16 protein-coding genes are annotated in these 18,614 nt (G+C 64.7%); 8 read left to right on the plus strand and 8 right to left on the minus strand.

All coding sequences use genetic code 11. The features are described 5' to 3' along the window. Positions 1-191: 191 nt before the first annotated feature. The 3 genes from DPM33_RS29290 to DPM33_RS29300 all read left to right on the plus strand — a co-directional run bounded on the left by DPM33_RS29290 (position 192) and on the right by DPM33_RS29300 (position 2,921). Entirely contained in the window at positions 192-989 is a 798-nt protein-coding gene (locus DPM33_RS29290; protein ID WP_112100861.1) for an N-formylglutamate amidohydrolase, read from the plus strand. Between the two features lie 27 nt (positions 990-1,016). Beyond that, a complete protein-coding gene (locus tag DPM33_RS29295; protein WP_112100862.1) occupies positions 1,017-1,325 on the plus strand; it encodes a DUF1244 domain-containing protein in 309 nt (102 codons plus the stop codon). A gap of 414 nt (positions 1,326-1,739) precedes the next feature. Continuing rightward, a complete protein-coding gene (locus DPM33_RS29300; RefSeq protein WP_112100863.1) occupies positions 1,740-2,921 on the plus strand; it encodes an MFS transporter in 1,182 nt (393 codons plus the stop codon). On the opposite strand, the gene DPM33_RS29305 is transcribed toward DPM33_RS29300, so the two are convergent. Then, positions 2,879-3,793, minus strand: coding sequence for a LysR family transcriptional regulator (locus tag DPM33_RS29305; RefSeq protein ID WP_112100864.1), 915 nt, complete (start codon positions 3,791-3,793; stop codon positions 2,879-2,881). The two genes, DPM33_RS29300 and DPM33_RS29305, sit on opposite strands and share 43 nt — an antisense overlap. A gap of 96 nt (positions 3,794-3,889) precedes the next feature. On the opposite strand from DPM33_RS29305, the gene DPM33_RS29310 reads away from it, so the two are divergent. Next, a complete protein-coding gene (locus tag DPM33_RS29310; protein WP_112100865.1) occupies positions 3,890-4,846 on the plus strand; it encodes an SDR family oxidoreductase in 957 nt (318 codons plus the stop codon). Here DPM33_RS29310 and DPM33_RS29315 read toward each other — a convergent pair whose 3' ends face one another. The 6 genes from DPM33_RS29315 to DPM33_RS29340 all read right to left on the minus strand — a co-directional run bounded on the left by DPM33_RS29315 (position 4,847) and on the right by DPM33_RS29340 (position 13,976). Then, positions 4,847-5,005, minus strand: a complete 159-nt coding sequence (locus DPM33_RS29315) for a DUF3309 family protein (RefSeq protein ID WP_112100866.1) — start codon at positions 5,003-5,005, stop codon at positions 4,847-4,849. Between the two features lie 198 nt (positions 5,006-5,203). Then, on the minus strand, positions 5,204-8,374 hold the full coding sequence (locus DPM33_RS29320; RefSeq protein ID WP_112100867.1) for an efflux RND transporter permease subunit: 3,171 nt from the start codon (positions 8,372-8,374) through the stop codon (positions 5,204-5,206). 74 nt (positions 8,375-8,448) lie between these two features. Continuing rightward, positions 8,449-9,648 (minus strand): efflux RND transporter periplasmic adaptor subunit, encoded by a 1,200-nt coding sequence (locus DPM33_RS29325; protein WP_112100888.1) that lies wholly within the window; start codon positions 9,646-9,648, stop codon positions 8,449-8,451. Between the two features lie 366 nt (positions 9,649-10,014). Further along, positions 10,015-11,436 carry a coniferyl aldehyde dehydrogenase gene (locus DPM33_RS29330; RefSeq protein ID WP_112100868.1) on the minus strand — a complete coding sequence of 474 codons (1,422 nt, stop codon included), beginning with the start codon at positions 11,434-11,436 and terminating at the stop codon, positions 10,015-10,017. A 123-nt stretch (positions 11,437-11,559) separates the two neighbouring features. Further along, positions 11,560-12,690 (minus strand): patatin-like phospholipase family protein, encoded by a 1,131-nt coding sequence (locus tag DPM33_RS29335; RefSeq protein ID WP_112100869.1) that lies wholly within the window; start codon positions 12,688-12,690, stop codon positions 11,560-11,562. Positions 12,691-12,890: 200 nt separating this feature from the next. Further along, positions 12,891-13,976, minus strand: coding sequence for a citrate synthase/methylcitrate synthase (locus DPM33_RS29340; protein ID WP_112100870.1), 1,086 nt, complete (start codon positions 13,974-13,976; stop codon positions 12,891-12,893). 89 nt (positions 13,977-14,065) lie between these two features. On the opposite strand from DPM33_RS29340, the gene DPM33_RS29345 reads away from it, so the two are divergent. Next, a complete protein-coding gene (locus tag DPM33_RS29345) occupies positions 14,066-15,223 on the plus strand; it encodes a citrate synthase (protein ID WP_112100871.1) in 1,158 nt (385 codons plus the stop codon). A gap of 152 nt (positions 15,224-15,375) precedes the next feature. Here DPM33_RS29345 and phaR read toward each other — a convergent pair whose 3' ends face one another. After that, positions 15,376-15,969: a polyhydroxyalkanoate synthesis repressor PhaR gene (phaR, locus tag DPM33_RS29350; RefSeq protein WP_112100872.1), complete on the minus strand. Its 594-nt coding sequence runs from the start codon at positions 15,967-15,969 to the stop codon at positions 15,376-15,378. A 303-nt stretch (positions 15,970-16,272) separates the two neighbouring features. Here phaR and DPM33_RS29355 point away from each other — a divergent pair, with 303 nt between their 5' ends. From DPM33_RS29355 to DPM33_RS29365, 3 genes are all read left to right on the plus strand, one after another. Continuing rightward, positions 16,273-17,457 carry an acetyl-CoA C-acetyltransferase gene (locus DPM33_RS29355; RefSeq protein ID WP_112100873.1) on the plus strand — a complete coding sequence of 395 codons (1,185 nt, stop codon included), beginning with the start codon at positions 16,273-16,275 and terminating at the stop codon, positions 17,455-17,457. 97 nt (positions 17,458-17,554) lie between these two features. Next, on the plus strand, positions 17,555-18,280 hold the full coding sequence (gene phbB, locus DPM33_RS29360) for an acetoacetyl-CoA reductase (RefSeq protein ID WP_112100874.1): 726 nt from the start codon (positions 17,555-17,557) through the stop codon (positions 18,278-18,280). 116 nt (positions 18,281-18,396) lie between these two features. After that, on the plus strand, positions 18,397-18,614 hold a 218-nt coding region (locus DPM33_RS29365; RefSeq protein WP_146770247.1), incomplete at its 3' end, for a helix-turn-helix domain-containing protein.

Below are 18,614 nucleotides of genomic sequence, written 5' to 3' on the forward strand. Positions count from 1 at the left end.
TTCAGCAAACTCCGGTCGCATGTCAACGCGCCGTTTTGTTCAATTCCAATCGATTTAGAAGGGCCGGCCGCGCAATTTCTTGTCCCGTCGGGGATTTTTTGCAGAAACCTTGGCCAAACAACGGCATTGCGCCAGTGTCCTCTTCGTGGAATGACGATACCACATCGAAGCCGCCACCCCCTTTTCAGCTGATGACCCGATCCACAGTTTTCGCGCCGTTCGACATTGTCGAGGGCGACCGCAAGAAAGGCATCGTGCTTCTGGCCGATCACGCCCGCCGCGACCTGCCCGAGGAGTATGGCAGCCTCGGTTTGCCGACGTCCGAATTCGACCGTCACATCGCCTATGACATCGGCGTCGAGACCGTGACGCGCGAGCTGGCGGCAGCGCTCGACGCGCCGGCCGTGCTTGCCGGCTTCTCCAGGCTGCTGATCGATCCCAACCGGGGCGAGGACGACCCGACCATGATCCGCCAGCTCTATGACGGCACTGTGGTGCCGGGGAATTATCCGATTGCCGAGGACGAGCGCGAGCGGCGGCTCGACCGCTTCTACCGGCCCTATCACGACGCCGTCGGCGCGATGATCGCCTCGGTCGCCCATGCCTCGGGCAAAGCGCCGTTCATCTTCTCGGTGCATTCCTTCACGCCGGCGATGCAGGGTTTTGTCCGCCCCTGGCATGTCGGCGTGCTGTGGGACCGCGACGATCGCGTGGCGCGGCCGCTGATCGACATGTTGGCGCAGGACAAGTCGCTGATCGTCGGCGACAACGAACCCTATGACGGCGCGCTGCGCGGCGACACCATGTTCCGCCATGCCATCGTCAATGGCTACGCCCATGCGCTGATCGAGATCCGCCAGGACCTGATCGCCGAACGCGCCGGTGCCGTCGCCTGGGCCGAGCGGCTGGCGCCGATCGTTGACGCCATCGACCGCCGTGCCGATATACATGACGTGAAAATATTCGGCTCGCGCACCGGACCGGTGTGAAGGGCCGTAAAGGCCGGGAGTTCCTGAATGACCGAGCTCAGCAACGACCAGAAGCGCGATTTCGAGGCAGCCGCTTTCCGCAGGCTGGTGCAGCATCTGCGCGAACGCGGCGATGTCCAGAACATCGATCTGATGAACCTCGCCGGCTTCTGCCGCAACTGCCTATCCAATTGGTATCGCGAAGCCGCCGACGCCGGAGGCGTGGCGCTGACAAAAGACGAGTCGCGCGAGATCATCTACGGCATGCCCTATGCCGAATGGCAGGCGCTCAACCAGATCGAGGCGTCGGAAGCCAAGAAGGCCGAGTTCGAGGCAAGGCGACCGAAGGATCACTAGCGACGCCGAACGCCTTCGAGATTTCGTCATTCTAGGGCGGAGCATGGAGCGAAGCGACGAGCGCAGACCCTAGAATCCATGCCGTTACGCCTGCCGAAGAATGCCGCGGTCCAGAAAAGAGGATCATAACGCTGGCGCTGCGGCGCCAAGGTCTGCATTCGCTGTGACGCCTCGAAGTCACGGAATGGATCCTCGGGTCTGCGCGCGTCGCTTCGCTCCTTGCTCCGCCCGTGGATGACGACTTCATCGGCGTTTCAGCCAATCTCCAGCGTTGGCGACGCGAGCAAATGGCGGGAACAAAACCTACCGCGCTCCCTTGGTCCAAGCACTTCCCCAACGCGGTCCTTGACTGCAAATTGAATCGATCTAATTTGCCACGCGAAGCCATCTTTTTGGCGTAGCGGACTTCATACAATGAGCATGCAAACCACGATGCAGGCCGCGACGCGTGGCCGCTGGGCCATTGCCGGCATTTTCCTGGCCAACGGTTTTCTCACCGGCAGCTGGGCGCCACAGATCCCGGTGTTCCTGACCCGTCTCGACATCACCAAATTTACCCTCGGCCTGCTGATCCTTTTGTTCGGCGTCGGCGCGGTCATGGCCATGACTTGGTGTGGCCATCTCATTTCCAGGCATGGCTCGCGCACTGTGACGCGCCTGTTCGGCATCTGCGGCAGCTTCGGCCTGCTGATCGTTGCCCTCGCGCCCAACGTGCCGCTGGCGGCGATTGCCATGCTCATCTTCGGCGGCTCGATCGGCGGCATGGATGTCGCCATGAACTCGAACGCCGTGGTGGTGGAACGAAGGCTCTCACGCGCCATCATGTCGTCCTCGCATGGCTTCTGGAGCCTTGGCGGTTTCGCCGGCGGCGCGCTCGGCGGCTACTCGATCCAGAATTACGGCTATCTTCCCCATGCCATCGCGGTGACTGCGATCGCCTTTGCCGTCATTGCCTTTGCCATTCGCTATCTCGTCGCCGAGGACGAGCCGCAGGCTGTCGAGCATCAGAAATTCACGCTGCCGCGGCACACGGCCGTCTACCTGGTCGGGCTGATGGCGCTGCTCACCATGATCTCGGAGGGCGCGGTTCTCGACTGGGCGGCGCTGTTCCTGCATCAGGAGTTGGGCGCCGATCTCGCGGTCGCCGGTCTCGCCTATGCCGCCTTCTCCGGCGTCATGGCGCTGATGCGTTTCCTCGGCGATGGCGTGCGCAATCGCTTCGGCGCGGTAGCGACGCTGCGCGGCTCGGCGCTGGTCGCCGCCGCCGGCATGCTGGTCGCCGGCCTCTCGCCCTCGCCTTATCTTGCCATTGCCGCTTTCGCCTTCTGCGGCTTCGGCATCGCCAACATGGTGCCGATCCTGTTCTCGGCCGGCGGCAATCAGGAAGGCATGCCGTCGGGCACCGGCATGAGCGTCGTCACCACCATGGGCTATTCCGGCATCCTGGTGGCACCGTCGGCGATCGGCTTCGTCGCGGAGCATTCGAGCTTCGGCCCGATCTTCATCGCGCTGTCCGGCCTGCTGGTGATCGTGCTCTTGATGGCTGGGCTTGCTCACCGGGCCGAGTTCGCTCCCGAAGCTGTGCCAGCCGAATAGCGCTTCAGCTCCTCATGCAGGAAATCCGCCACGCGCCGGATGCGCATGCTGGTGCGCACGTCGCGATGCATGGCGAGCCATACCGGCAGGACCGGCAAAGGCACGTCCGGCAAGAGCTTTTCCATGTCCGGATCGCGATCCGCTAGCGGCTCCTGGCCGATGCCGATGCCATTGCCTGTTCGCACCGCCTCCCACAGCACGATCTGGTTGTCGGTCCTGAAACGGAAATGGCTGCGGCCAACCGGAATGCCGAAGGACGTCAAGCCGCGAATGATCTCGTCGCTGCGGTCGAAGCCGACCAAAGCGTGATCGGCAAGGCCGGCGGGTTTTTCCGGCCGGCCACGCCGGTCGAGATAGGCGCTCGCGGCACATAGGCAGAGCGGGATGTCGGTGACCTTGCGCGCCACCAACTCGTTCTGCGCCGGCCGGACCATGCGAATGGCGATGTCGGCGTCGCGGCGCAAAAGGTTCTCGACCTGGTTCGAGGCGACGATCTCCACCTCGATGCCGGGCTCTTCCTCGCCAAGCCGCGCCATCATGTCCGGCAGCGCGAAGGCGGCAACCACCTCGCTAGCCGCGATGCGCACCGTGCCCTCGATCGCCTCGACCGAACCCAGCGCCAGCAACGAAAAGGCATTGGCCTGCTCGCTGACCGCCCGCCCGCGCTCGTAAAGCGTGCTGCCGGCCTCCGTCAGCTCATAGCCGCGCCGCCCGCGCCGGAACAGCGCGACGCCCAGCGCCGCCTCTAGCTCGGAGATATGGCGGCCCAGCGTCGGCTGACTGGCCGCCAGCCTGCGCGCGGCGCCTGACAGGCTGCCGGTTTCGGCGACCGCGACGAAACTCTTGATCAGATTCCAGTCGAATTCTTTCATTCATTTTTGAATAACAGAACGCCGATCTCAGTCAATTTCAATTCGCTGGTGAACGCATCAGATTAGCCGGGCAAACACAAACAACGGAGAGAACAGATGACCAAGATCGCAATCCTCGGCGCCAATGGCCGGCTCGGCCGCGTGGTTGGCAAGGCTTTCATCGACGCCGGCTTCGATGTCCGCGCCGTCACCCGCACCGGCGAGGTGCCGGCAGAGTTGAAAGGCGCTATCGCCGTTGCCGGCGATGCGCTGGACCGCGAGTCCCTGATCCGCGCCACTGAAGGCGTCGACATCATCTTCAACGGCCTGAACCCGATCTACACCGACTGGGGCAAGTGCCTGCCGATGGCCGAGAACGTCATGGCCGCCTGCCGCGCGAACAACACGCTGCATCTCTTCCCCGGCACCGTCTACAATTACGGCTCGCCGATGCCGCAGGTGATCACGGAAGCGACGCCGTTTCATCCGACCACAGAGAAGGGCCGCATCCGCTGCGCCATGGAAGACCTGTTTCGCCGCGAGGCCGAAGCCGGCCGCGTGCGCACCCTCGTGCTCAGAGCCGGCGATTTCTTCGGCGGCACCGGCTCAGGCTCCTGGTTCGACCTCGTCGTCGCCGCCAAGATCGGCAATGGTGTCTACACGGCGCCCGGCCCGGCCGACCTTACCCATGAATGGGCCTATTTGCCGGACTTCGCGGTTGGCTTCGTCGGCCTTGCGAAGAACCTCGACAAGCTCGGTTTCTACGAATCCATCAACTTCCCCGGCCACGCGGTCACCGACCTCGACATCAAGGCCGCGGCCGAGAAGGCGCTTGGGCGCAAGCTGAAGCTCACCTTCATGCCCTGGTGGGTGCTGCGCGCCGGCAGCCCGTTCGTCGCCATGTGGCGCGAGATCGTCTCGATGTCCTACCTGCGCTTCGAGGCGCACCGGCTGGTCTCGACGCGGCTGGAAGAGGTCATCGGCGAAATCCCGCACACCCCGCTCGACCAGGCGGTGAAGGAGGCGCTGCGGGATATCGGCGTCGCCGTGGAGCCCTCGCGTCTGGCCGCTTGATCAGATCCTGCCCATCAGCAGCAGGATCAGCAGCACGACCAGGATGACGCCGACGATGCCGGACGGTCCATAGCCCCAGGAGCGCGAATGCGGCCATGCCGGCACCGCGCCGATCAGGATCAGGACCAGGATGATTACGAGAAGTGTGGTGATGGTCATGAGAAGCCCTCGCCGTCTAAAGCAATTCCAGGAAAAGTGTGAGCGGTTTTCCGTCCGGAATTGCGTAGAAACAAAGAGATAGGGCAGTTCGCCGTTTCCGTGAAACGGTGAAACGCACTAGTCGAACTTGAAGGGACAATGCAAAAAGCCGCCCGGTTGTTCCCGGACGGCTTTTATCTTTGGGGTTGTGAAACCGCTCTATTCCGCAGCTTTCGGGAAGGCGACCGTTGGCTCGCCGCCGTCATCCGCGGGAGGCTGCTTGGTCGAGACCTTGCGCTTGTCGCGTCCGAACAGACGACGGAAGAAAGCGTAGAAGCGGCTGTTCTTGCTGCGGGTGAACACCATCAGCATCGACGGCGTCACCACCAGCGTCAGCAGCGTCGCGAAGGACAGGCCGAAGACGATCGCCGAGGACAGCGAGATCCACCATTGCGTCGACGGCGCGTTGATCGTCGTCTCGTGATGGAAGATTTCGAGGCCGAGGCCGAAGGCGATCGGCAGCACGCCGAGGATGGCCGACACCGCCGTCAGCACCACCGGACGGGCGCGCTCGCGGCAGGTCTGCAGCACCGCCTCCATCTTGTCCCAGCCTTCCTCGCGCAGCCGGTCGTAGGTGTCGATCAAGACGATGTTGTTGTTCACCACCACGCCGGCGAGCGCGATCACGCCGATGCCCGACATGACGATGCCGAAGGCCTCGCCCGTCAAAAGCAGGCCGAGGAACACGCCGATCGTCGCCATGACCACGCAGGACAAGACGAGCCACACGCTGGTGAACTTGTTGAACTGCGCCAGCAGCACCAGGAAGATCAGGAAGAGCGCCGCGCCGAAGGCTTTGCCGAGGAAGGCGCTGGCTTCCGCGCTGTCCTCGTTGGAGCCGGCGAGCTTCCAGCGAATGCCGCTGCCGAGACCCATGTCGGTGACGGCCTTGGTGACCTGCTCCTGCACCGCCGCGACCTGCGCGCCGGCGCTGACATTGGCCTGCACCACCACGGTGCGCGCGCCGTCGATGCGGTTCAGTATGCCGACGGTCGGCTCAGGCTTGCGCGCGACGAAGTTGGAGATCGGCACCGAACCCTGCGAGGTCTGCACCCGAAGCTCATCCAACGTCGACAGCGTTCGCCGGTCCTCCGGCAGGCGCAGCCTTATGTCGACCGCGTCGTCGGCGCCGGCCGGCCGGTATTCCGAGAGCTTGAGCCCGTTGGTCACAAGTTGCACCACAGTGCCGACGGAAGTCGGGCTGATGCCATATTGCGCCGCCTTGGCCCGATCGACCTCGATCGCCCAGTCGACGCCGGGCGGCGGCAGGCCGTCCGAAATGTCGATGACATTTGGAATCTTTCCGATGCGAGCAGCGACCGCGCGCGCCTTGTCGTCGAGCCCGGCCGGATCGGCGGCCGACAGCCTGATCTGGATCGGCTTCCCGGTCGGCGGGCCGGCTTCCGGCACGCGCACCTCGACATCGACGCCCGGGATGCCCGCCATCACGCCGCGCAGATCGTCGAGGATCTGGTTGGCGGACTTGCGCTGGCGCCAGTCGACGAATTCGTACTGGATGACGCCGACGACGTCCTCCGGAACATCCTGGCCGCCGCCTTGCGTTTTGCCGACGCGTGTATAGACGGACTTCACGCCCGGCCAGCCGAGCAGCCGGTTCTCCGCCGTCTTCGTCGCCGCGTCCATTTCGGCGAGCGAGAGATTACCGCGGGCATGGACATAAAGCAGACCGTAATCCGGCTCGACGCTGGGGAAGAACTCGACACCGGCGCCATATTTCGAATAGGCGAAGCCGACGCCCACGAGCAGGCCGATGGTGAGCAGGATGACGGTGATCGGGAAACGCACCGCCTGCTTGACCACCGCCATGTACCAGCCGTCGCGATGATCGTCCTCGTGATGCTCCGGCGCCTTGGCGAATATCGCCCCCAGCGTCGGCGCGAAGACCAGCGCATAGAGCATCGAGGCCGACAGCGTCACGATCAGCGTGATCGGCATGTACTTCATGAAGTCGCCGATGATGCCGGGCCAGAAGAGCAGCGGCGAGAAGGCGGCGATGCGCGTCATCGTCGCCGCGATGACCGGGCCGGCCATGCGCTTGGCGGCCAGCGCGAAGGCGTCCGCCTTCGGCATGCCCTCGCTCATGCGCCGTTCCGCGAATTCGGTGACGATGATGGCGTCGTCCACCAGCATGCCGACGGCGAGGATCAGGCTGAACAGCACGATCATATTGATCGTGTAGCCCATCATCGCAAGCAGCAGGATGCCCATCAGGAACGACGACGGGATGGCGAGGCCGATGAGCAGCGAAGCCCGTCCCGACAGCGCATAAAGGATGACGATGAACACCAGGATGACGGCGATCATCACATGGTTCTGCAGGTCGCCGAGCAGCTGGTTGACGAAGACCGACTTGTCCTGCGTGTAGGTGACGTGCATGCCTTCCGGCATCGTCTTGATGAAGGAGTCGGACACCTGCCTGACATGGGTCAGCGTGTCGATCAGATTGGCGCCGATGCGCTTCTTCACCTCGATGGCGATCGCCGGCCTGCCGTCGAGGCGCGTAACCGTCTCGGCATCCTTGAAGGTCGAGCGGATGGTGGCGACGTCCTTGGCCTGCACCACCGCATTGGGCGTGGCGACGACCGGCAGGTTGGCGACATCCTCGGGCGTCTCGATCAGCGACGGCACCTTGACCGCGTATTTGCCTTCCGAACCTTCGAGGTTGCCGGCCGCGACCAGGCTGTTGGAGGAAGCGACGCCCTGGATGACCTGGTCGAGCTGCAGCCCGTAGGAGGAGAGCTTCACCGGATCGATGACGACCTCGACCAGATCGTCTCGGGCGCCCTGCAGCGAGCCTTCCAGCACGCCGGGCACTTCCTCGATGCGGTCGCGCAGTTCTCGCGCGGCGGACGTCAGCACGCGCTCCGGCACATCGCCGGAAAGCGTGACGACCAGAACCGGAAATTCCGAGACATTGACCTCGTTGACCGTCGGCTCCTCGGCCGCCTGCGGCAGGTCGGCCTTGGCGTCCTGCACCTTGCTGCGCGTATCCTGAAGTGCCGTCGCCAGATCGGTTTGCGGCTGGAATTCGACCAGCACGTAGCCGCCGCCCTGGAAGGCGGCCGAGCGCATCTCCTTCAGCCCCTTCAGGCTCTTGAGCTTGCTTTCCATGGGCCTCAGCAGCAGGCGCTCGGAATCCTCCGGCGAGATACCCTGGTAGATCAGGCTGACATACATCATCGGGATCGGAACGTCGGGCTCCGCTTCCTTCGGTGTCGACTGATAGGCGATCCAGCCCGCGACGAGCAGGAACAGCAGCGCCGATATGGTGAGGCGGGCGTTGTTGATGGCGAGTCTGACGATATCCATGACTTCGGCCTGTTATGCTTCAAAGGCTGCGGACCGCCGTCGCCGGGTTGGTCCGGCGATGGACGCGTCGTGCTTTACTGCGTGCCGGCGGTGGCTTCGCCGATCAGCTTGTTGATGGTCGCCTGGTCGGCCTCGACGGGCTTCACCAGGTCGCCTTCCTTCACCAGCTCCTGGCCGGCGACGATGATGCGCGCATCTTGCGGAATGCCGCCCAGCACCAGGCCGTGCGGCGTGTCGTCGACGAGGTCGATCGGGAAGAACGCCACCTTGTCGTCCTTGCCGACGGCGCGGATGCCGAGGTCGCCCTTGTCGCCCAGCGTCACCACCGAGCGCGGCAGCATCACCGCGTTGGTCGGCTCGGCGCTGAGTGCGATCTCGGCCGTCATGCCGGCGGGGATGGAGCCGTCGCCATTGGGAATTGCAACTTCGACACGGAAGGTGCGCGTCTGCGACGAGGCATCGCGGCTGATATAGCGCACCGTGCCGGTGACCTTCTGGTCGTTGACCAGACGGACATCGGCCTCATCGCCGATCTTGACGTAGCGCAGGTCGCGCTCGCTGATCTCGCCGCGCGCGATCACCGGATCGAGCTTCAGGATCGTCGCCACCTCGCCGCCCTGCATCACCGAGCTGCCGAGCTCCACTGGAATGCGGTCGATGACGCCGTCGAACGGCGCCTTGACCTCGTTGCGGTCGAGTTCGGCCTGCGCGGTATCGAGCTGCGATTGCGCAAGCGTCAGATTGGAGCGCGCGGTGTCGAGCTGCAGCTTCGGCAGGTTGCCGGTCTTGGCCAGCCGCTCGGCGGCTTCGAGCTCGGCCTTGCGCTGCACCATAAGCTGCTTGGCGTTGTCGACCATCGAGATTTTTTCTTCGGCGGCGAGCATCAGCACCAGGTCGCCTGTCTTGACGTGGTCGCCCTGCTTGACCGGCAGCTTGTCGATGATGCCGTTAACGCGCGTTGCAAGCACCGCGCGCTTGTCTGCCTCGGTGAGACCCGAGATCCGTATCGCCCGCGCGAAGGTCTTGCGCGGCGGCGTCACCACCGCGACGGTGCGTGGCGCGACCTTGGGCTCGGCTTGCGCCGTGTTCGGCTTGGCGGCCTCCGGCTTCGCGGCGCCCGGCTGCGCCGGCTTGCCCGCGTCAGCCGGCTTGTCGGTGGTAACCGACTTGTTCGCGGCGCTGCCGACGGATGAAAACTGGCCCGTTCCCATCCAGGCGCCAAATCCGATGAGCACAGCAATGGCCGCAAGCTTGTGAAACCTGATCTTCGGCATCGTCATTTTTCCGTTGCAGGACCTGGCGAGATCGGCGCTTCCGACTTCGGGCGCGCGGCCGATATGGGTGCGCGCAAGATCCAGTTCAATTTGCCGTGAACGGCGAAGCGCGCCTTCTACCTGAAAGTTGCGGCGCAATATAGTCGGAAAAGTTGCAGGATCATTGCGGCGCGGAACGCAATACCTCGACAAAACGATGCTATTCTGCCAGCCGGCCGCCGCTTTTGCGGGCGCGCCGATAACTTTCCCTGGGTTTCCCCAAGGTTACTGGCAGCAGCCGTCAGCATGATGCAAAAAATCTTTCACATCAGGTGGTGACTGCCCGATTGAGCGCGGCTCTGCCCCGCCCTTCCCGGCTTGAAGCTGTCAAGTGATGAGGTTCAGCAGCCGGAAGATACGCTCGAATGTCTTGCCGTAGGGCGGGCGCAGCAGGGCGCCGGCGCTGAGCTTAGACTGGATGAAGATCGGCTTTTCCTTGCTGAAGGTGCGAAAGCCCCATTCGCCGTGATAGGCGCCCATGCCGCTGTCGCCGACGCCGCCGAAAGGCTGCCGCTCCTGCACCAGATGCATCATGCAGTCATTGACCGTGACCCCGCCGGCCACGGTTTCCCGCATGACCTTCTGGTGGTTGGCTCTGTCGCTGCCGAACCAGTAGAGCGCCAGCGGACGCTCGCCCCGGTTCACATGGCCGATGGCCTCGTCCACCGTGCCGTACTCGACGATCGGCAGCACCGGCCCGAAAATCTCCTCGCGCATCAGCCGCAGATTCTCAGCCGCGTTGCGCACCAGCACGGGCGCCATCTTGCGGTCGCTGACCCCAAGCGTCTCGTTCGCCGGATTGACCTCGGTGATGTCGGCGCCGCTGTCGCGCGCCTCGGCGACCATGTCGGCCAGCCGCCGGTGATGCCGCTCGCTGACGATCGCCGTATAGTCGGGATTGTCGCCGAGGCTCGGGTAGAGTTTCGCCATGGCTGTCGCGAACTTGGCCGCGATCGCCGCGCCCTGGCCTTGTGGGACCATGAGATAGTCCGGCGCAATGCAGGTCTGGCCGGCATTGAGCAGCTTGCCATAAGCGACGCTGGCGACTGCCGCGTCGAGGTCGCAGGACGGGTCGAAGATCGCCGGCGACTTGCCGCCGAGCTCGAGCGTCACCGGCGTCAGATTGGCGGCGGCGGCAAGCGCAACCTGGCGGCCGACAGCGGTAGAGCCGGTGAACAGGAGATGGTCGAACGGCAGCGACACGAACGCCTTGCCGACTTCCGCGTCGCCGACCATCACGTTGACCTCGTCGGCCGCGAAGTACTTCTCGACGAGGCTGGCGAGCAGGTCCGAAAATTTCGGCGTCAACTCCGACGGCTTGATGAGCACGCGGTTGCCGGCGGCGAGCGCCGCCGTCGCCGGCGCGATGGCTAGCTGGAAAGGATAGTTCCAGGGCGAGACGATGCCGACGACGCCGAGCGGTTGCGGCAGCAGCCGATTGCGGCCCGGCAGGAACGGCAGGCTGGTGGCGACGCCGCGCTCGCGCATCCACGCGCCGAGATGCGACAGCGCATGCCTGATCCCTGCGCGCACGACGAACAATTCGGCAAGCCGCGTTTCCTGTGCCGAGCGTGCGGAAAAATCGCTGTCGATCGCTGCACATATCTCGGCCGCGTGCTTTTCGGTGAGCAACAGCAGTCGCTTCAGCCGGTCCCTGCGCGCGTCAAGCGTCGGGAAGGGCTCCTTCTCGAAGGCCCTGCACTGCGCTTCAAACCGGACGCCGAGAGCATTCTGTCTGGTCTGCAGCATCGCTACCTCCCCTTTACGTTCAGGTAAGACTACATCGCGCCGAAGGCGTGATCCAGCACCTCACCGGTTCCGCTGGGGAAACTCCTGACAGTCGAGATGGACTTGCTGACAGGCTGCGCCGCCCTAAGCCCGGCGGCGCGCCGCCTCCGGCTTGATGTGCGCGGCGAGGAATTCCTTGACCCGGCGCCCCGGCGCAGGCCCGCGCAGCGGCTTGAAGCCGTCGTCGAGCTCGCCCGACAGGTCGAGCGTCGCCCGGTGGCCGACGGCGTCGTAATTCACTTCCAGCCAGTCGCTGGCGGCACTTCGGCCGAGGTCGCGCAGGTAGGCGATGAAAGCCCATTCGGCATTGACCTTGGACGACGCCGACAGGTCCTTGAACGCCTCGTCGGCATCGATGCGGTGCATGCGGATGTCGCGATACTCGCCATGCGGCAGGCGCCCGGCGGCGATCAGCTCCTTGACGAAGGCGATCGAGCGAAATTCACGCAGCAGCCCGGCGTTGAAGGTGATCTCGTCGATGCGGTTCTGAATTTCGTTGGCGCTTTTCGGCGTGCCTTCGCGCACCACCGGATTGATCTGCACCAGAAGCACGTCCTCGGTCGCTGCCGTCTTGAAGAACGGATAGAGCGCCGGGTTGCCGCCATAGCCGCCATCCCAATAGGGCACACCCTTGATCTCCACCGCCTGAAACAGTTGCGGCAGGCAGGCCGAGGCCATCACCGTGTCGAGGTCGATCTCGCCGTCGGAGAAGACGTGCAGCTGTCCGGTCTCGACATTGGTCGCCGAGATGAACAGTTCCATCGACTTGCAGGCGCGCACATTGTTGAAGTCGATCTCTTTATCGACCACGTCGCGCAGCGGATTGAGCCCGAGCGGGTTGGCGACATAGGGCGAAAACACCCGCGACATCGTGTCGAAGAAGACATAGCCGGGTGTGTTCTCGATCGACCAGTTGCCCCAGGCCACGTCCCAAGGCATGCGCTGCACCGGGCTGAAGCGGCCCTTCGAGGCCACCGCCCGCCAGAAATCGTCGAGCTTTTTTCGCGCGCCTTCCACGCCGCCCCGGACGAAACCATCGGCCAGCGCCACCGCGTTCATCGCGCCGGCGCTGGTGCCGGATACCGCCGCGATCTCCAGCCGCCCGTCCTCGAGCAGGCGGTCGAGCACGCCCCAGGAGAAGGCGCCGTGCGAGCCGCCGCCCTGGAGGGCTATGTTGATCTTCTTCTTGTCCTCCGCCTTGCCGTTCTTCGCCATGGCGTTCCTGTCCTTATGCGGCGGTCTGCCCTAGCGTCATTGCAAGGGGAAGCTTCCGGCCGTTTATGTTGCAGTGCAGCATATAAGGACGAACCAAGGCAAGAACACGAACACACAGGCGTGATCACATGACATTTCGGTCATGAAAAACCTCGCCGCTCGGTTGAACGGAGGGGTGCATCAAGCCTGTCGTCGCAACATCAGGCGACGAGATCGGGCACCGGCCCGACATAACGCGACTGCGGCCTGATCAGGCGCCCGGTCGCCTGCTGCTCGCGCGCATGCGCAATCCAGCCGGCGACACGGCCGGTGGCGAAGACATTGGAGAACGCCTCTTTCGGGAAGCCGACGGCTTCGAGCAGAAGCGCGGTGTAGAATTCGACATTGGTCTGGATCGAGCGCTGCGGCTTGGCAATGCGGAGCACCTCCAGCGCCGCCTGTTCCACCGCCTCGGCGAAAGCCAGCCGGCTACCGGTCTCGTTGCGGGAACCGAGCTGCCTTACGACCGCCTTCAGCGCATCGGCGCGCGGATCGCGCACCCGGTAGATCCGATGGCCGAAACCCATGATGCGCCGGCCCTGCGCGATCTCGCCACGCAGCCATGCCGTGGGGTCGCCGCTGAATTCGATCGCGTCGAGCATCTCGATCACCGGCCCCGGAGCGCCGCCATGCAGCGGGCCTTTCAATGCGCCGAGCCCGGCCAGGATCGCCGAGGTCAGTCCGGCCTGTGTCGACGCCACCACGCGCGTCGCGAAGGTCGAGGCGTTGAGTCCATGGTCGCAGACCGTCACCAGATAGCTGCCGAGCGCTCTGGCAAGCGCCGGCGAGGCGGGGCCGGATAGCATCCGCAGCATATCGCCGGCATGATCGGCTTTTTCGTCGGGAGCGATCGGCGTCTCGCCCCGGCCAAGGCGTATCAGCGCCGGCGTCAGCACCGCCGGCGCCGCGATCAGCCGCAGCGCGTCCGCGAGCTCATCCCCATCCGGCAGGATGGCCATGCCGGCTCGCATGCCGCTGTAGACATCGAGTGGCGCGAGTTGCGCCAGCACCGGCCGTAACCGTTCGAAAACCTCGACACGCGCATTGCCGATCGCCCTTTCGAGGTCGGCGTCGCCGGGAAGCTCATCGAAGAAACCGTCGAACAGCAGGCGGACCACTTGGCCGTAGCGCCAACGGCCGGTCAGCTCAGTCAGCGAATGGCCCCGGATGGTGAGATGCCCGCCCGCGCCGTCGACATCGGAAAGCACCGTGTCGGCCGCCACAACATCATCGAGCCCATTTGCCATGACCATCTCCTTGACCTTTTGTGCGTTGCAATTAATGCTGCGCAATCAATGCATCAATCTTGATCAAGATAATCAATGTAAGGCGGCGCATGACGGAATGGCTGACCCGTGAGCAAGCGCTGGAGCGGCTGAACGTCCGACCGCAGACGCTCTATGCCTATGTCAGCCGCGGCCGCATCGGCATGAAGCCGGACGACGCCGACCCGCGCCGCAGCCAGTACCGCGCCGACGACATCGCCGCGCTGGGGACTCGCCGTGAGCGCGGAAGGAGCCCGCGGGCGATCGCCGAAAGCGCCATCGCCTGGGGCGAGCCAGCGATCACCACCGCCATCTCGACGGTGCTGCACGGCCGCCTCGTCTATCGCGGCAAGGACGCGGTGGAGTTTTCAGCGTCAGCGACCCTCGAGGAAGCGGCAGCCCTGCTGTGGGCCGCGGACCCCTCGGTGTCATTCGCTTCGCTGACCGCTTCAGCCGCAAGGCACAGCGGCACGCAAACGGCCTTCGCCAGGCTCTCGGCGCTCGCGGCCGAAGGCTGGCCCTCGCTCGGCCGTCGGCCGGCCATGCTGCAGCAGGACGGCGCCGCCGCCACCAGCGCGCTGGCCACGGCGCTCGGCGCGTCGCCGGGTTCCGAACCCGTGCACATAAGGCTGGCGCAGGGCTGGTCGGTTGAAGCCACGGGCGCCGAGCTGATCCGCAAGGCTCTGGTGCTGCTTGCCGATCACGAGCTCAACGCCTCGACCTTTGCCGCGCGCGTCGCCGCCTCCACCGGCGCGCCGGTCGCCGCCTGCCTGCTCGCCGGCCTGGCGACGCTTTCCGGGCCGCGTCATGGCGGCGCCGGCGCGGCGGCGCTCGCCCTTGTCGAGGATGCGGAGCGCTTAGGCCCTGACGAGGCGATAGCCCGCTGGCTGGCGCATGACCGGCCGCTGCCCGGCTTCGGCCACCCGCTCTATCCGGAAGGCGATCCGCGCGCCGGGGGCCTGTTGGCCGATTTTGGGATCGATGATGGGCTGGTGCGGCTGCGCAAGGCGGTTCTCGCCGCGACCGGCCTGCATCCCAACATCGACTTCGCTCTGGCCGCGATGACGCGCAGCCTGCGCCTGCCCGCCGATGCACCGTTCCGCCTGTTCGCGCTCGGCCGCAGCGTCGGCTGGACCGCGCATGCCATCGAGCAGGTGACCAGCAACAGGCTGATCAGGCCGCGCGCCCGCTATGACGGGCTTGTTGTGGGAGCGGTGAGCGATGGATGAAGCGCGCTAGGGTGTGCCGAGATTCAGGTCAGGCCGAGTCGAGAACGATGGTTTCCGAGAACCGGAGCGGAGCGTACTTGAAGTACGTGAGCACCGGAAGCACAGGAAGCCGTCGTTCGCAGGCCGGCCTCACCTGAATATCGGCGCACCCGTCAGGACATCGTGTCCAGCTTGCGCTGCATGGCCGCGATCTGCGCTTTCAATTCCTGCAGATCGTCGGACTTCTCTTCCTTCTTCGGCGGCTCGGCCGGCGTCGTGGCATTGCCGCCGGCGGGCGGGAACGGCGTGAACATGCGCATGGCGTTCTGGAACATCTCGACGTTGCGGCGCGTCTGTTCCTCGAGCGCCTTCATCGGAGTCTTCATGATGTCGATCGGCGCCTTGCCGAAGGCGCCCTTCAACTGCTCGCGAAACCGCTCCTGCTCCTTGGAGAAGGCGATCATCGACTGTTCCAGGAAGCTCGGCACGATCATCTGCATCTGATCGCCGTAGAAAGAGATGAGCTGCCGCAGGAACGGGATCGGCAGCATGTTCTGCCCGTCCTTGTTCTCCAGCTCGAAGATGATCTGCGTCAGCACCGGATGAGTGATGTCGTCGCCGGTCTTTGCGTCCTGAACCGTGAACTCCTCGCCCTTCTTGACCATCTCGGCCAGGTCCTCGAGCGTCACATAGGTGCTTGTGCCGGTATTGTAGAGCCGGCGATTGGCATATTTCTTGATGACGATCGGGTCGTCTTTTGCAGCCATCCGTATCCTCCCCAGGACACCGGCACTTCTCGGAGTAAGTGGCCGGTAACGATTGCGCCCTTGACGAGGATAAGCGCAAAAGCGTCACAATTCCAAGTGGTTTGTGCACTGCGGCATCAATTAATGCTGCACGGCCACGACAAAATTCGCCGCGCGGTCAACGTCATGTTACCGCAACCGGTGCTCGCTCTGCTTGCCGCGCATGGCGGCCATGCCCATTTCCGGTTTGACTCGGGGTTTGGAACGGGCAAGAAAGTCCTAAAGCGATCCTGAAAATTCGCCACTCGAAGTCTGGAGAAGAAAATGTCCGCATCCAATGCCATCGTCGTCGCCAGCGCAGCCCGCACCGCGGTCGGCTCCTTCAACGGCAGTTTCGCCGCCACGCCGGCGCATGAGCTTGGCGCCGTGGTCATCAAGGAATTGCTCGCCCGGGCGAACGTCGAGGCAAACGAAGTCGACGAGGTCATCCTCGGCCAGGTGCTGACCGCCGCGCAGGGCCAGAACCCGGCGCGCCAGGCCTCGATCAATGCCGGCCTGCCGAAGGAAACCACCGCCTGGGGTCTCAACCAGGTCTGCGGCTCGGGCCTGCGCGCCATCGCGCTCGGCATGCAGCAGATCGCCACCGGTGACGCCAAGGTGATCATCGCCGGCGGCCAGGAATCGATGTCGCTGTCGCCGCATGCCGAGCACCTGCGCGCCGGCGTCAAGATGGGCGACTACAAGATGATCGACACCATGATCAAGGACGGCCTGTGGGATGCCTTCAACGGCTACCACATGGGCAACACCGCCGAGAACGTCGCCCGGCAGTTCCAGATCACCCGCGACGACCAGGACGCGTTCGCGCTCGCCTCGCAGAACAAGGCCGAGGCCGCGCAGAAGGCCGGCAAGTTCAAGGACGAGATCGTCGCCTTCACCATCAAGGGGAGGAAGGGCGACACCGTCGTCGACCAGGACGAGTACATCCGCCACGGCGCGACGCTCGACGCGATGACCAAGCTGAAGCCCGCTTTCGACAAGGACGGCACGGTCACCGCCGCCAACGCGTCCGGCATCAATGACGGCGCCGCCGGCGCGCTGCTGATGACCGAGGCCGAGGCTGCTCGCCGCGGTATCACCCCGCTGGTGCGCATCGCCTCCTGGGCGACCGCCGGCGTCGATCCGGCGATCATGGGCACCGGACCGATCCCCGCCTCGAAGCGGGCGCTGGAGAAGGCCGGCTGGTCGGTCAAGGATCTCGATCTCGTCGAGGCCAACGAAGCCTTCGCCGCGCAGGCCTGCGCCGTCAACAAGGGCATGGGCTGGGATCCTTCGATCGTCAACGTCAATGGCGGCGCGATCGCCATCGGCCATCCGATCGGCGCTTCCGGCGCCCGCGTCTTCAACACGCTGGTCTTCGAGATGCGCCGCCGCGGCGCCAAGAAAGGCCTCGCCACGCTGTGCATCGGCGGCGGCATGGGTGTCGCCCTGTGCGTGGAAGCGCTCTGACAAAAGAGGTGAACGGTGAATGGTGAATGGCGGTAGCCGACCGTCTTCGACCATTCCCTGTTGACCATTCACCAGAAATTTAGGGAGGAGGAACCTTATGTCCAAAGTAGCAATCGTCACCGGCGGATCGCGCGGCATCGGCGCCGCGATATCGATCGCCCTGAAGAATGCCGGCTACTCGGTCGCCGCGAACTATGCCGGCAATGACGAGGCGGCCGCCAAGTTCAAGGCCGAGACCGGCATCCCCGTCTACAAATGGTCGGTCGCCGACTACGACGCCTGCGCCGCAGGCATCAGCCGAGTCGAGGCCGATCTCGGCCCGGTCGCGGTGCTGGTCAACAACGCCGGCATCACCCGCGACGCCATGTTCCACAAGATGACGCCCGCGCAGTGGAAGGAAGTGATCGACACCAATCTCTCCGGCGTCTTCAACATGACGCATCCTGCGTGGAACGGCATGCGCGAGCGCAAGTTCGGTCGCGTCATCACCATCTCCTCGATCAACGGCCAGAAGGGCCAGGCCGGCCAGGCCAATTACTCCGCCGCCAAGGCCGGCGACATCGGCTTCTCCAAGGCGCTGGCGCAGGAAGGCGCGCGGGCCGGCATCACGGTCAACGTCATCTGCCCCGGCTATATCGCGACCGAGATGGTCAAGGCGATCGACGAGAAGGTGCTCAACGAGCGCATCATCCCGCAGATCCCGGTCGGCCGCCTCGGCGAGCCGGAAGAGATCGCGCGCTGCGTCGTCTTCCTGGCCTCCGACGAGGCCGGCTTCATCACTGGCTCGACCATCACCGCCAATGGCGGCCAGTATTTCGTCTGAGACCCAATTACCACCAAGGCGGCCCGACCTCGGGGCCTGTCCGAACCGGATAGATAGGTAACAGAATGGACCGATTAGATGGGTGACAGTTTTCTCGCCCGCCGGGAGGACCGGCGATGGTTTGGCGAGAGACAGGGCTCATGGATGAGCGGCTTCGTTTTGTTGTGGAATGCCTATCTGGCGAGGAGACGATGACGCAGTTGTGCGCGGCCTTCGAGATCTCGCGCAAGACCGGCTACAAATGGCTGGAACGCTATCGCGAGTTCGGCCCGCAGGGTCTGCACGACCGGCCGCGGGCGCCGCTTGACCACGGCCGGGCAACGGCAGCGGACCT

The organism is Mesorhizobium hawassense (genome assembly GCF_003289945.1).
Classification (GTDB): Bacteria; Pseudomonadota; Alphaproteobacteria; order Rhizobiales; family Rhizobiaceae; genus Mesorhizobium; species Mesorhizobium hawassense.

Bases quoted from the DNA above. Each gene is read 5' to 3' on its own strand.
- DPM33_RS29290 (WP_112100861.1), top strand. From the start codon at position 192: ATGACCCGATCCACAGTTTTCGCGCCGTTCGACATTGTCGAGGGCGAC.
- DPM33_RS29325 (WP_112100888.1), bottom strand. From the start codon at position 9,648: ATGCCGAAGATCAGGTTTCACAAGCTTGCGGCCATTGCTGTGCTCATC.
- DPM33_RS29335 (WP_112100869.1), bottom strand. From the start codon at position 12,690: ATGGCGAAGAACGGCAAGGCGGAGGACAAGAAGAAGATCAACATAGCC.
- phbB (WP_112100874.1), top strand. From the start codon at position 17,555: ATGTCCAAAGTAGCAATCGTCACCGGCGGATCGCGCGGCATCGGCGCC.
- DPM33_RS29305 (WP_112100864.1), bottom strand. From the start codon at position 3,793: ATGAAAGAATTCGACTGGAATCTGATCAAGAGTTTCGTCGCGGTCGCC.
- DPM33_RS29315 (WP_112100866.1), bottom strand. From the start codon at position 5,005: ATGACCATCACCACACTTCTCGTAATCATCCTGGTCCTGATCCTGATC.
- DPM33_RS29295 (WP_112100862.1), top strand. From the start codon at position 1,017: ATGACCGAGCTCAGCAACGACCAGAAGCGCGATTTCGAGGCAGCCGCT.
- DPM33_RS29300 (WP_112100863.1), top strand. From the start codon at position 1,740: ATGAGCATGCAAACCACGATGCAGGCCGCGACGCGTGGCCGCTGGGCC.
- DPM33_RS29345 (WP_112100871.1), top strand. From the start codon at position 14,066: ATGACGGAATGGCTGACCCGTGAGCAAGCGCTGGAGCGGCTGAACGTC.
- DPM33_RS29355 (WP_112100873.1), top strand. From the start codon at position 16,273: ATGTCCGCATCCAATGCCATCGTCGTCGCCAGCGCAGCCCGCACCGCG.
- phaR (WP_112100872.1), bottom strand. From the start codon at position 15,969: ATGGCTGCAAAAGACGACCCGATCGTCATCAAGAAATATGCCAATCGC.
- DPM33_RS29310 (WP_112100865.1), top strand. From the start codon at position 3,890: ATGACCAAGATCGCAATCCTCGGCGCCAATGGCCGGCTCGGCCGCGTG.
- DPM33_RS29330 (WP_112100868.1), bottom strand. From the start codon at position 11,436: ATGCTGCAGACCAGACAGAATGCTCTCGGCGTCCGGTTTGAAGCGCAG.
- DPM33_RS29340 (WP_112100870.1), bottom strand. From the start codon at position 13,976: ATGGCAAATGGGCTCGATGATGTTGTGGCGGCCGACACGGTGCTTTCC.
- DPM33_RS29320 (WP_112100867.1), bottom strand. From the start codon at position 8,374: ATGGATATCGTCAGACTCGCCATCAACAACGCCCGCCTCACCATATCG.